This window comes from Brevundimonas alba, from assembly GCF_011927945.1.
Classification (GTDB): Bacteria; Pseudomonadota; Alphaproteobacteria; order Caulobacterales; family Caulobacteraceae; genus Brevundimonas; species Brevundimonas alba.
Map to the genome: position 1 here is coordinate 675,198 of NZ_JAATJM010000002.1, position 12,440 is coordinate 687,637.

The following is a 12,440-nucleotide window of genomic DNA, read 5'->3' on the forward strand; positions in this document are numbered from 1 at the left end:
CCGGTCGGCCGCCCCGGCCGCCGGTTCTGAGGCTCAGCTAGGCTGCGCCGACGACGCCTCTGCGATGGTTTGACGAACGGCCGTTGGCGTTTTTCAAACCGTCCGGTGACGCTTGCTCAGGGGACGGACCAAGGGTCATTGAACCGACGCCGTATCGTCATCCAGCCTTGCGTTGACCCTCCATGAACCGCGTGGTCTGGCCGGTGCAGATCAAGCTGAACGGGGGCTCCCATGATCATCCGCACGCTGACGGTCCTGACCGCCTCGGCCGCCCTGCTCGCGGCCTGCGCGATGCACGAAGTCGACTACCAGGGCGAAGGCGAAGGGTTCGTCGGCGAGGGCGTGGCCGTGCAGGCCCGGCTGGAAACCCCCTCGGTCGGCACCGCCGGACAGGACGCGGCTGACGATCCGGCCGTCTGGGCCTCGGCGACGCCGGTCACCATCGGCGGCGTCCGGACCCGCGGCTTCGTCGCCGGGACGGACAAGAAGGCCGGCCTCTATATCTACGGAATCGACGGCGCGGTGCTGCAGTTCCTGCCGGAGGGCCTGCTCAACAATGTCGACGTGACCGAGGGGCTGTCGGCAGGCGGCCGGCCGCAGGTGGTGTTGGGCGCCAGCGACCGCACCCCCGGCAAGACGGGCGTGGCCCTCTATCTGTTCGATCCCGCCGGGACCGCGGGCGTTCAGCCGTGGGGCGTGATCACATCGGACGTCGTCGAGCCCTACGGCTTCTGCTTCGCCCGGCGCGGCACCGAGGTGCACGCCATCCTCGTCGGCCACGAGGGCGAGGTCCGGCAGTTCATCCTGACAGTCGACACCATCGGCAAACCGGCCGCCCGCGAGGTGCGCCGCTTCGACATCGGCACGATCTCGGAAGGCTGCGCCGCCGACGAGGCGACCGGCGCCCTCTATATTGCCGAGGAGAATGTCGGCCTATGGCGCTACGGCCTCGATCCCGCGGCCGGCGCGACGCGGACCCTGGTCCAGCCCGTCGCGCCCGGCGTGCTGGTCGCGGACGCCGAAGGCCTCACCATCATCGAGGACGGCGCCGCCCGCTATCTGATCGGCTCCAGCCAGGGCGACTCGACCTTCCCGGTTTGGCGCATCGACGGCGCCCGGCCTGAGTACAAGGGCCGCTTCGTCGTCGGCGAGGGCGCGGTCGACCGCGTCACCGGCACAGACGGCCTCGACGCTCTCGGCGGGCCGGTCGGCGACGCCTTCCCCGAAGGCGTGGTCGTGGTTCAGGACGACATCAACGACGCCGGGACCCAGAATTTCAAATACATCGACTGGCGCGACATCCGCGCGGCGCTCGGCCTGTAAGGCGGCGCGGCGGCTTCGGGGGCGGAAGGTTCTGGCGGAGACGGAGGGATTCGAACCCTCGGTACCCCTTACAGGGTACGACGATTTAGCAAACCGTTGCCTTCAGCCACTCGGCCACGTCTCCGGCAGGCGGCGTGGATAGCGGAGCGCGCGGACGGGCGCAACGGGTCTTGGGCGCCGCACTGATCAGGCCACCGTTAACACGACAGTGAGGGGCCCTGTGCAAGGTGTGCGCGAACCCGTCCGTGCGAGCCGATATTGACCGACGCCGCGAGCCGCCTTTCGTTCGACGCCGAACCGGCCGCCGCCGGCAGCCTCGACGTGTCCGGCCTGCAGGCCCTCGCCGGATCCCTGTCCATCGACCGCGCGGAGCCTGCAGCCGACGGCGCCGCCCGCCGAGGCCCCTTCCGCCCGGAAGTCTGGCTCAATGCGCGGCAGAGACACGCGTCCCGACTGGCGGCCCACTATTTCCGGACCTTCGACGTGCTGGCGGTGATGGCGGTGACCCTGTTGTGCGCCTGGGCCTCGACGCCTGGGCCGCTGCTGCACGCGGACGTCTCGCGGCTGGCGCCGTTCGCCCTGGGCGCCCTGACGGTGCTGACCCTGATGCGTTCGCTGGGCCGGTACCGGTTCTCGCGCGGCCAGAAGACGTCACTGCACCTCGCCTCGGTGGCCGGTATCGTCGCCACGGGCGCGGTCGTCGCCATGGCCAGCGGCGCCCTGCTGCTGGGCACTCAGGCACAGTGGTCGGCCTGGCTCGTTTGGGCCGGACTGACGATGATCAGCCTCCATGCCCTGCACATGGGCTGGAGCGACATGGTCGGACGCTGGCGGGCCTCGGGCGCCCTGACGCCCAACATCGTGCTGGTCGGCGCCACCCGCCGGGCCGAGAGCCTGATCCGCGAGGCGTTGAAGCGCCGCGACCTCAATGTGCTGGGCATCTTCGACGACCGGCTGGCGCGGTCGCCGCGGGCCATCGAGGGGGTGCCGGTGCTGGGCACTGCGGACGACCTGCTGACCCACAAGATGACCCCCTACGTCGACCGCGTCGTGCTGGCCATCGACCCCAAGGCGGAGGCCCGGGTGCGCGAGCTGAACGCCCGCCTGCGGACCCTGCCCAATGAGGTGACGCTGCTGGTCGAGCCGAACGGCGAGGCCGAGACGCGGTCGGCGCTGGACCGGCTGGCCGCGGCGCCGCTCGCGGATGTCTCCGGGCCGGTCGACCACGACCGCCGCGCCTTCAACAAGCGGATGCAGGACATGGTGATCGGCCTGATCGCCTTGGTGCTGCTGGCCCCCGTGATGGCGCTGATCGCCGTGGCGATCCGCCTCGACAGCCCTGGCCCGATCTTCTTCCGCCAGCGCCGCCACGGCTTCAATCACGAGGAAATCGTGGTGTGGAAATTCCGGTCGATGAAGCAGGAGGCCGCCGACGCCACGGCCAGCCGTCAGGTCACTCACGACGACGACCGGGTCACCCGCATCGGCAAATTCATCCGCAAGACCAGCCTCGACGAACTGCCGCAGCTGCTGAACGTCATCACCGGCGAGATGTCGCTGGTCGGCCCCCGGCCCCACGCCATCGGCATGAAGACGGGCCATGTCGAGAGCGCCCGGCTGGTCGCCGAATACGCCCACCGTCACCGGATCAAGCCGGGCATGACCGGCTGGGCCGCCGTCAACGGTTCGCGCGGCCCGCTGCACACGGCCCAGGACGTCCGCGCCCGCGTGCGGCTGGACATCGAATATGTGGAGCGCCAGTCGTTGTGGCTGGACCTCTGGATCATGGCCGTGACCGTGCCGGTGCTGCTCGGCGACCGTTCGGCGGTCCGCTGATGTTCTGGAGGGGCGTCTGGGGCTATCTGCCCGCCAACATCGTGCAGGGCGTGGTTGGCTTCCTGTCGATCATCCTGTTCACCCGCCTGCTCAGCCCCGACGATTTCGGCCGCTACGCCCTCGCCTTCTCGGTGATGACCCTGGCCCATGTGGCGGTGTTCAGCTGGCTGGAAGCCGCCATGGCGCGCTTCTGGGCGGCGCAGGAGCCCGGCGCGGCGACGCAGGGCCATTTCGCCTCCCTGTACCGCACCGCCTTCGTCCTCAGCGCCGCCTTCATCGTCGTCGCTGCCCTGGCCGTCTGGTTCTGGCCCGCCGATCCGCTGTTCAAGGTGGCGCTCGCCGCCGGTCTGGCCGGCGCGCCCGCCCGTTGCCTCGTCAAGCTGGGACAGGAGCGGTTCCGCGCCGCCGGCGAGGTCGGCAAGGCGGCGGGCCTGGACATGGCCGTGGCCGTCGGCGGGCTGCTCATCGGCGTGGGCTTCGCGCTCAACGGATGGGGTGGAGCCGCGCCGCTGCTGGGCCTCGGCCTCGCACCGCTGGCCGCCCTGCCCTTCGTCCTGCCGGGCGAACTGAGGCAGGCGCGCGGCGGCGGATTCGAACCCGACCGGGTGCGGGGATACGCCGTCTACGGCTATCCGATCGCAGCGTCGCTGGCCCTGACAGTCGTGCTGTCCTCGACGGACCGGTTCCTGCTGGCGACCTTCATGGATGAGGCGGCCGTGGGCGCCTATCACGCCGGCTATTCGATCGCGAACCGGACGCTGGACGTGCTCTTCCTGTGGCTCGGATCGGCCGGCCAGCCCGCTCTGGTCATGGCTCTGGAGCGAGGCGGCGTTGACCGTCTGAAAACCGCTGCCCGCGAGCAGCTGTCGACCTTCCTGCTCATCGGACTGCCCGCGGCGGCGGGCGTGGCGCTGGTGGCGCGGCCGTTGGCGGAGGTTCTGATCGGCGAGGATCTGCGGATCGCGGCGGCAGGCGTAACGCCGTGGATCGCCCTGTCGGCGCTGCTGTATGGCCTGACCGCCTACTATTTCGGACAGGCCTTTACCCTCGGCAAGAAGACGAAGCTGTTGCTGGTGGCCATGGCCGTGCCCGCCGCCATGAACGTGGTGCTGAACCTGATCCTCGTGCCCCGCTTTGGCCTGATGGGCGCGGCCTGGGCCACGGCCGCCAGCTTCGCGCTCGGCCTCTTGGCGACGCAGGTCCTCGGCCGCCGCGTCATGCCCCTGCCGATCCCGTGGGACAGTTTGATCCGCTGCGCCGTCGCCACGGGTGTGATGGCGCTGATCGTGGCGCGGTTGCCGGTCATCGGCGGCATTGCCGAGCTGACGCTCGATGCTACGGTCGGGGGTCTGGTCTACGCCGCCGCCGCCCTGACGCTGAACGCCGCCGGGGTGCGCGACGTGGCCGTGCGGCTTCTGACGCAGGCGCGCGAGCGGAGGGCCGCCGCATGACCGCGCGTGCGAAGATCACGGATAACGCCGCCTGGAAAGGCGCGAGGCCGGCCCTGTCGGTGCTGACGCCTTTCCTGCGTGACGACCCGTCCGAGCTGCTGGCCCTGCTCGATGAGGAGGCCGGCTCGGTTGACGGCGCGGTCGAGGTGATCGTGCTCGACGACGGTACGAATGACCCCGCACTGACGGCGCGGCTGACGGCGCAGATCAAGGCCATGTCCCTGCCGGCGCGCCTGATCACCCTGCCAGCGAACGAGGGGCGCTCGATCGGCCGCAACCGGCTGGCCGCGGCGGCCCGGGGCGGCAGCCTTTTGTTCCTCGACAGCGACATGCGGCCGGATCACCGCCGCTTCCTTCGGGACTGGTCCGAACTGGTGGCGCGCGAGGATCCGGCGGTGGCGTTCGGCGGCTTCTCGCTGCTGCAGGCTCCCACCCACGCCCGCTTCGCCGTCCACCGCGCCATGGCCGCCAAATCGGAGTGCGTGCCCTACACCGAGCGGGCGCGGCAGCCCGAGAAATACGTCTACACCTCCAATCTGCTGGTCCGCCGCGACGTGTTCGAGGCCGAGGCCTTCGATTCCGGCTTCACCGGCTGGGGCTGGGAGGATGTGGAGTGGGCCATGCGGGTGTCGCGCCGGTTCCGCGTCGTCCACCTCGACAACGCCGCGACCCACATGGGGCTCGATACGGTCGCCTCGCTGGCCGGCAAATACGAGCAGTCGGCGCCGAACTTCGCTCGCATGGCCAGCCGGCACCCCGAGATCGTCGCCGCCTATCCCAGCTACAAGGCCGCGAAACTGCTGAAGCGCCTGCCCGGCCTGCCGTGGCTGCGGGGACAGATGCGGCGGACGGCCGAGCGCGACTGGCTGCCGGTCGCAGCGCGCGCTTTCTCGCTGCGCCTCTATCGCGCCGCCCTCTACGCCGAGGCCGTCTGATGGCCGACGTCTCGATCATCGTCCCGACCCTGCGCCGGCCCGAAAGTCTGGAGCGGGCGCTGCGCTCTCTGTTCGCCCAGACGGGCGTCGCCGAGCGGGTCTCGGAGATCGTCGTCGTCGACAACGATCCGGCCGGATCGGCGGCGCAGGGCGTCGACGCCCTACGCCCGCTGTCCCCGTGGCCGCTGGTCTATGTGCACGCGCCCCGGCCGGGCGTAGCCACGGCGCGCAACGCGGGGCTCGCCGCGACAACAGCCCCGTTGATCGCCTTCCTGGATGACGACGAGGCGGCCTCGACCGGCTGGCTGACCGCGCTTCTGCAAGCCCGGGAACTGACGGCCGCGGATGCGGTGTTCGGCCCGATCACCGGCCGTGCGCCGGAGGCCCGGCTTTGGCTCAAGCCCTACCTGGAGCGGTTCTTCGGCCGCGAGGGACCCGAGGCGACAGGCGTGATCGACGAGCCTTACGGCTGCGGCAATTCCCTGATGCTGCGCGCGACGGCCCTGCCCGGCTCCGCCCCGTTCAACGTCGCCTCGGATCAGGCGGGTGGCGAGGACGACGCCCTGTTCGCCGCCTTGCAGGCGCGCGGCGGGCGCTTCGGCTGGGCGGCGGACGCCTGGGTCGAGGAATTCGCCCCGGCGCACCGGGCGACACTGCGGTATGCCCTCGCCCGGGCCTTCGCCTACGGGCAGGGTCCAAGCCAGACGGCAGCGGCCGCGCGGGACTGGCCCGCCGTCCTGCGCTGGATGATCATCGGCGCCGGCCAGACCGTCGTCTGGGGCTCGCTTGCGACGGCGCTCACCCTGATCGGAAGTTCGAAACGCGCCGAACTGTATGACCGCACGGCGCGCGGCGTCGGCAAGCTGTTCTGGATGAAGGGCTTCGAGCCCCACTTCTACGGCGCCCGCGAACTGGCCCGGCTCGAGGCGGCCAAGGGCTGACTATCCCTCGCGGACGAGCATCCTGCACACTCGCCGGAGGGTGAAAGATGCGCAACAGCTCGCAGGCATATATTCCTATCTTCGCCTTGACGCTGGTTAGTCTCGCCCCCATTTCGAGTTTAGGTCTTTGACATGTGAAACAGCGAAAGCGGAGCGGGAATTCCGTCGAGAACTTCCGCAAATTTGGCACGATCCGCGCCACGCCGTACCAACTCTGCCCCACAAGGCTCGGCTGTTGTTGACCTTTTCAGTTTGGCACTGTTGGCACGCCGAATTCGAAAACAGTGCCAAGTCCCGGCGCCGTCAGGCTTATCCTAGCCCGTCAGCCGCTTCAGGAAGGCCGGCGGCTTGTATGTCGACCGGTTGACCACCACGCCGGCGATCTTGCCGCCCGCTGCCTCGATCTCGTCGCGGAGAATGAGCGGATCGCCCGCCGACGTGCTTTCCGCCGCCACCACCAGCACGGTCGCATCGACAAACGGCGCCAAGGTGATGGCGATGGAGTTGCGGTCGGCCGCCGGGCTGTCGATGACCACGGTGTCGGCGTGTTTGCGCAGGGCGTCCCAGTAGCGTGGATCGGCGATGGCCTCGGCCCGTTGGCCGGACCGCAGATGCTCGGCCGCGAACCGGGTCACCCACAGCCGCCCGCCGAGACAGGGTCGGGCCGTCATCAGCCGGGCCGGATGCACAGGCTTGCCGTTGCGATCCATGATCCGTGGCGTCACTGCGAAGAAGATCGAGCCGTCGGGAGTGGCCATCGCCGCCTTGCCCAGGGTCCCGAAACGGTCGGGCTCGGCGGCGATCGCCTCGGACTGTCCCTGCTGCGCCAGATCGGCGTCAATCAGCCAGACCGGCCGTCGCGCACGGACGGCGGCGAGACGGGCGTATTCCCGGGCCACGGTCGAGACCCCCTCGCCGGAATTGGCCGCCGCGATCTGGATCACGCGTCCGCGGTGGCCCGGCGCCGGACCCAGCGCGGCCCAGAGAGCCGCCATTTCGGATGTCAGGTCGACCATCGAATCGCTACGCGCCCGGCTACAGGTCCCTACGCTACCATGACGGGCGTGGCGGCGCGCATCATCGCGCCTTCATCGGAGCGACGGCGAGCACCGGCATCTCCAGCGTCCGGCCCGTCGAGGCGGGTGTGACATAGCCCCGGCGCGTGAAAACCCTCAGCAGCCCTATGCACAGGGCGGTGAAGCCGGCGAACAGGAAGACCAGCGCCAGCAACGGCGCCTTCAGGCTGGAGCCCTTGGTCGGGGCCTCGGCGCGCTCGATGACGGTGACATTGTCGGCGCCGGCGGCGACGAGAGCGCTGTCGGCCTGGGCCGCCGTCTCCCGCTGCTGGAACTCGCGGATGTAGTTGGTCAGAACCTCGCGATTGCCGAACAGATTGGCGTTGGTCGATTCCAGCCGCGTCAGCTCGGCCAGCCGGTCGCGGGTCTGCCCCAGCTGCCGCTCGGCGACGGCAAGCCGCGCCGCGAGCCCGTCCCGGTCGGCGGCAGCGTTGATCCGGGCGGTCTCGATCTCTGTGAAGATGATGCTCGGTCCCGTGCGGACCTCCTTGGCCCCGACGGTGGTGCCGGTGGAGACATAGGCTTGAAGGTCAGCGATCTGCTGCTCGATGTCCTTCACCGGCTGGGCGTCGGGGGTGTAGCGCGACAGGAGGGCTTCGCGCTGGGTCCGAAGCTGCAGGATCTGGTCCTGTGCCGATACATTCAGGTCCTGTTGCAGCACCACCTCCGCAGGCTGCTGGGCCAACTGGGCCTCCAGAGTACTGAGCCGCTGGCTTGCCTGGTTCAGCTGCGCCCTCAGGGACAGCACCTCGGTGAAGGTCGTCTGATAGACCGCCGCCTGCGCCGCCTTGGCGGTGGCGAAGTCGCCGATGTCATTGGTTGCGATGAAGGTGTTGTAGGCCGCGTCGGCGTCGGCGAGCTGGTCTTCGAACACCTCCCGCTGGGCCGCGATGGCGGGCGTGGTGCGGTCGCGGAAGACGGTGCGCCGCTGGACCAGATACTGGTCGACAATGGCGTTCAGGATCTGCGCCGCCTTCACCGGATCGTCGGCGGCGTAGGAGACGGAGATGATGGCGCTGCCCGCCGTCGTCCCGACCCCGAGGCTGCTGTCGAGCACCTTCAGGGCGGCGGCCTCTTTCGCGGCGGTCGTGCCGCTGGCGTTGGGGCCGAGGATCGTATCGGCGCCCAAGGCCTTCACCGCCCGCCGCTTGACCTCGAGGCTGCCGAGGATCTGCGCCTCCGACTGCGCGACGGCGTCGGCCTCAAGAGGCTGCCCGCGCTCGCTGGTCCCGACGCGGGGCTGATAGACATACTCCTGCCCTGCCCCCGCATAGACGCTGGCGGTCGCGGTATAGGACTTCTTCAGGGTCAGGACCGCCGCCGTGCCGAGCGCGAACACGACCAGGAAGATCACCACCATCAGCAGCAGTTCGCGAAACAGCAGGCCAACGACGTCGAAGAAGCCGTAGCGCGGGCGGACTGTCGTGTAAGCCGTCGTGCGCATGCGGGCGGACTGATTCCATCTACTGGACTGAACGTGACCAGCCTTGGGCCAGCGGCGTTAACCCATGGTTACCCATAAGGCGCGACCTTCCTCTTCGAACGCTGCTTCCGGGAATCAATCCGCCATGTCCATTGACCGCCGCCTGCTGCTTCTGGGCCTCGCCGGCGCGAGCGGCGCGCTGGTCACGGGCTGCGGCGGCGGCGGCGACTACGGCGCGCGCATGCCCCGGCCGATGGATGCCGGCGGCGACCGGGTGCAGAGCGTCGGACGCACCTCCTTCCCCGAGATCGGCTTCGCGGACTGGACCGAGATGGAGCCGGAGTACGTCCTCTATCCCGGCGATGAGATCGAGATCGCCACGCCGACGGCGGTCGAACTGACCCGCACACAGAAGATCGGGCCTGATGGTCGCGTCTCCCTCCCGCTGGTCGGTCAGATCATGGCGGCGGACCGTACAATCGCCGAGGTCGAGGCGGATGCGGCGGCGGCCTTCGCCAGCCAGCTACGCCGCCCGTTGGTCGAGATCACACTCAAGGCCGCGGGACCGATCCGCGTCTGGGTCGGCGGCGAGGTGCGCACGCCCGGCATGATCGAGATGACGGGCGATCTGGACGCCTATCAGGCCGTGATCCAGGCCGGGGACTTCCTGCCTACGGCGCGGGCGCAGGAGGTGGCGCTGATCCGGCGCGGCCCCGGCGGAGTCCGCATGATGCGGGCGGTTGACCTGCGGCCCCGTCGCGGCGAGGTGGTCGCCCTGAGGCGCGGCGACATCATCTTCGTGCCGAGGTCGAACCTGGGCGAGGTCGCGAATTTCGTGTCGCTGTTCCGCAACGCCCTTCCGATCGGCTTCAGCTACGCCATCGGCGGGCAGTACCAGAGCTTCTAGGCGGCGAGCTTGACCACGCCGGCGTCGATCCAGCGGCGAGCCGCCTTCTGGGCCTCGCAGATCTCGTCCTGCTCCATCTCGGCGCTCATCTCGCGGCGATAGACCCGCGCTTCCACCGAGCCCTTCATGGCGGCGAGGTTGAAGATCATGTGGGCCGAGACGCGATCCATCGGGCATCCGCCCTGGCCGCTCGAATACATCATGCCCAGCCGGAACAGGTCATCGCCGTTCATGTCGGCGGTCGGCAGGGGCAGACCCTGCTCCTCGTTGGCCGTGGGCGCCATTTCTTGCGCGATCATCACCGTATCTCCCGAACCGGAGCCTTTCTGGCCCCGCCCTCTGACACGAATGAAATACCCGCGGTTTGAAGTTAAAGTTAACAGCAGCGGCCTGCAGGGGGCCTTTCCAGCAAACGGGGTACGAATACTGCTGCATGTAAAGACCTCTGAAATCTCTTCGAAATCTCTGGTTCACCTCCTCTAACGAAGCGTCACCGGGACGCTTACGAAGCGTTACCGCCCCGCCGTAGCCGGCGGGCGCTTCGAAGGGCCGAACCTGACAGAGGCGTTCAGACGCAGTTCATGACCGCGGCGAGACTTTGGCATGATTAACGGGTCGGTTCCGCTTTCCGTCCCGCCTTATGGATGGAGACGAACATGAACCGCTTGACCAGGGCCGCGATCATCGGCCTGACGCTGGCGACGACGGCGGCGCCGCTGGCCGCCGAAGCCCAGAGCCGCCGTGACCGGCAGGAACGCCGGGACGACCGGCGCGACTACCGCCAGGACCGTCGCGAGGATCGCCGCGAAAACCGCCAGGAGCGCCGGGACGACCGTCGTGACTGGCGCCAGGGCGACTACGACAACCGCCGCGATTACCGTCAGGACCGGCGGGAAGACCGCCGCGACTTCCGCGAAGAGCGCCGGGACGACCGCCGCGACTATCGTCAGGACCGCCGTTGGGACCGGAGCAACCGCGACTGGTGGCGCGGCCGTGACGACTTCCGCGACTATCGTGGAGCCCGCAACGGCTACTGGTACGCGCCCAGCTACGGCTACTACCGTGTGGAGCCGCGCTACTACGGCTACCGCTGGCAGCGGGGGAGCTACCTGCCCTCGTCGTATCGCAACTACTACGTCCGCGATCCCTATGTGTACGGCCTCGGCGCCGCGCCGCGCGGCTACCGCTACGTCCACGCCGGCAACGACATCGTTCTGATCGCTATCGCCACCGGTCTGATCGCGAGTGTCCTGAGCGACGTGTTCTAGGCCGAAGCCGCAGACCTGCGAACGCGCCCCGCCGACCTTGGCCCGCGGGGCGTTTTCGTGTCCGAAGTTTAACCTCGCGCGCCGGTTTGTTCAGTCACGGTTCATCGACCAAGCGCGACCATTCAACCAAGCCGCCTGACAGGGGCGTGCAGGAACAAACGAGAATGAAACGCTCATTGATGGTCGCCGCTTCGATAGCGGCTTTCGTCGTCCCCGCGGCCGCGCCCCTAACGGCTCTGGCCCAGGATCAGGAGGCGCCTCGCAGGGACCGCAGCGAGGTTCGCGAACAGCGTCGGGAGGCGCGTGCGGAGCGTCGGTCAGAGACACCTCCGACCACGCCGTCGCCGCCTCCGGCGCCACGCCCGCAGGAGCCGGACCGGCCGAACCGCCCGGATCGGCCTGACCGTCCCGACCGCCCCGACCGGCCGGATAGACCCGACCGCCCGAATACCGGCGGCGGCGACAATCGTCCGGACCGGCCCGACCGTCCGGATCGTCCCGACAGACCTGATCGCCCGGATCGCCCCGATCGGCCGAACACGGGTGGAGGCGACAATCGCCCCAACCGTCCGGATCGTCCTGACAGGCCCGATCGCCCGGATCGCCCGGACCGTCCCGATCGCCCCGATCAGAACGGCGGCGGCCAGAACCGGCCGGACCGCCCCGACCGGCCCAATCGTCCTGACCGGCCTGACCGCCCTGACCGGCCGAATGGTGGCCAGAACCGTCCCGACCGTCCGGGTGGATGGCAGGATCGCCGGGATGACCGCCAGGACCGGCGGGACGACCGCCGTGACCGTCGCGACGACCGGCGCGAGTACCGCGAGTTCCGGCAGCGCTTCAACGGCGACAGCTGGCGTCAGAACTGGCAGCGGCGCCACGGCCGCGACTGGTGGCGAAACGACCGGCGCTGGCGTGGGTACAACGGCGTGCGCATCGGCTTCTATTTCGCGCCGAGCTACGGCTACTACAGCGTGCCCCGGGACTACTGGGGTCAGCGCTGGCGCGTGGGCGAGTACCTGCCGTCGATCTTCTGGCGTTACAGCCTGGATGACTGGCGGACCTACGGCCTCGGCTATCCGCCGGAAGGCACGCGGTGGGTGCTGGTCGACAACCACATCTACCTGATCGACGAATACGACGGCTACATCATCGACGTCATCTACGACGCCTGGAGCTGGTAAGCCGTCAGGACACGGAGGAAACGCCGTCCGGCCGCAGGGTCGGGCGGCGTTTTCCTTTTTCGAAGCAAGGTTGCAGGGCCCGGCGCGGCGCGTCAG

At 69.2% G+C, this 12,440-nt stretch carries 12 protein-coding genes and 1 tRNA gene; 8 read left to right on the forward strand and 5 right to left on the reverse strand.

Translation table 11 applies throughout. From position 1 onward, the window contains the following. Positions 1-231: 231 nt before the first annotated feature. Entirely contained in the window at positions 232-1,323 is a 1,092-nt protein-coding gene (locus GGQ87_RS13890; protein WP_168048741.1) for a phytase, read from the forward strand. Between the two features lie 32 nt (positions 1,324-1,355). On the opposite strand, the gene GGQ87_RS13895 is transcribed toward GGQ87_RS13890, so the two are convergent. Beyond that, positions 1,356-1,447 (reverse strand) — tRNA-Ser (locus tag GGQ87_RS13895). 134 nt (positions 1,448-1,581) lie between these two features. On the opposite strand from GGQ87_RS13895, the gene GGQ87_RS13900 reads away from it, so the two are divergent. From GGQ87_RS13900 to GGQ87_RS13915, 4 genes are read left to right on the forward strand one after another with little or no spacing between them, the layout of a single operon-like run. Next, positions 1,582-3,159: an exopolysaccharide biosynthesis polyprenyl glycosylphosphotransferase gene (locus GGQ87_RS13900; protein WP_209282567.1), complete on the forward strand. Its 1,578-nt coding sequence runs from the start codon at positions 1,582-1,584 to the stop codon at positions 3,157-3,159. Further along, entirely contained in the window at positions 3,159-4,610 is a 1,452-nt protein-coding gene (locus GGQ87_RS13905) for an oligosaccharide flippase family protein (RefSeq protein WP_168048743.1), read from the forward strand. Before GGQ87_RS13900 ends, GGQ87_RS13905 begins: the two co-directional genes overlap by 1 nt. After that, complete coding sequence (locus GGQ87_RS13910) at positions 4,607-5,545, forward strand: glycosyltransferase family 2 protein (protein WP_168048745.1); 939 nt, start codon at positions 4,607-4,609, stop codon at positions 5,543-5,545. The genes GGQ87_RS13905 and GGQ87_RS13910 overlap by 4 nt, the downstream gene beginning before the upstream one ends. Beyond that, the gene (locus GGQ87_RS13915) at positions 5,545-6,486 is read left to right on the forward strand and encodes a glycosyltransferase family 2 protein (RefSeq protein WP_168048746.1); all 942 of its coding nucleotides are present in this window, start codon (positions 5,545-5,547) and stop codon (positions 6,484-6,486) included. Before GGQ87_RS13910 ends, GGQ87_RS13915 begins: the two co-directional genes overlap by 1 nt. 314 nt (positions 6,487-6,800) lie before the next feature. Here GGQ87_RS13915 and GGQ87_RS13920 read toward each other — a convergent pair whose 3' ends face one another. Both GGQ87_RS13920 and GGQ87_RS13925 read right to left on the reverse strand, forming a co-directional pair. Further along, positions 6,801-7,502: a CpsD/CapB family tyrosine-protein kinase gene (locus GGQ87_RS13920; protein WP_168048748.1), complete on the reverse strand. Its 702-nt coding sequence runs from the start codon at positions 7,500-7,502 to the stop codon at positions 6,801-6,803. Between the two features lie 61 nt (positions 7,503-7,563). Then, on the reverse strand, positions 7,564-9,006 hold the full coding sequence (locus tag GGQ87_RS13925; protein ID WP_168048750.1) for a GumC family protein: 1,443 nt from the start codon (positions 9,004-9,006) through the stop codon (positions 7,564-7,566). Positions 9,007-9,130: 124 nt separating this feature from the next. Here GGQ87_RS13925 and GGQ87_RS13930 point away from each other — a divergent pair, with 124 nt between their 5' ends. Beyond that, positions 9,131-9,892: a polysaccharide biosynthesis/export family protein gene (locus tag GGQ87_RS13930; RefSeq protein WP_168048752.1), complete on the forward strand. Its 762-nt coding sequence runs from the start codon at positions 9,131-9,133 to the stop codon at positions 9,890-9,892. On the opposite strand, the gene GGQ87_RS13935 is transcribed toward GGQ87_RS13930, so the two are convergent. After that, positions 9,889-10,191, reverse strand: a complete 303-nt coding sequence (locus GGQ87_RS13935) for a sel1 repeat family protein (RefSeq protein ID WP_245161612.1) — start codon at positions 10,189-10,191, stop codon at positions 9,889-9,891. The two genes, GGQ87_RS13930 and GGQ87_RS13935, sit on opposite strands and share 4 nt — an antisense overlap. A 357-nt stretch (positions 10,192-10,548) precedes the next feature. On the opposite strand from GGQ87_RS13935, the gene GGQ87_RS13940 reads away from it, so the two are divergent. After that, complete coding sequence (locus GGQ87_RS13940) at positions 10,549-11,160, forward strand: RcnB family protein (protein ID WP_168048754.1); 612 nt, start codon at positions 10,549-10,551, stop codon at positions 11,158-11,160. A 317-nt stretch (positions 11,161-11,477) separates the two neighbouring features. Here the strand turns inward: GGQ87_RS13940 and GGQ87_RS15500 are convergent, their stop codons facing one another. Beyond that, entirely contained in the window at positions 11,478-12,041 is a 564-nt protein-coding gene (locus GGQ87_RS15500; RefSeq protein ID WP_245161613.1) for a hypothetical protein, read from the reverse strand. Positions 12,042-12,089: 48 nt separating this feature from the next. Between GGQ87_RS15500 and GGQ87_RS15655 the strand changes: the two genes are divergently transcribed. After that, a complete protein-coding gene (locus GGQ87_RS15655) occupies positions 12,090-12,344 on the forward strand; it encodes an RcnB family protein (RefSeq protein ID WP_168048756.1) in 255 nt (84 codons plus the stop codon). The last annotated feature ends 96 nt before the right edge of the window (positions 12,345-12,440 follow it).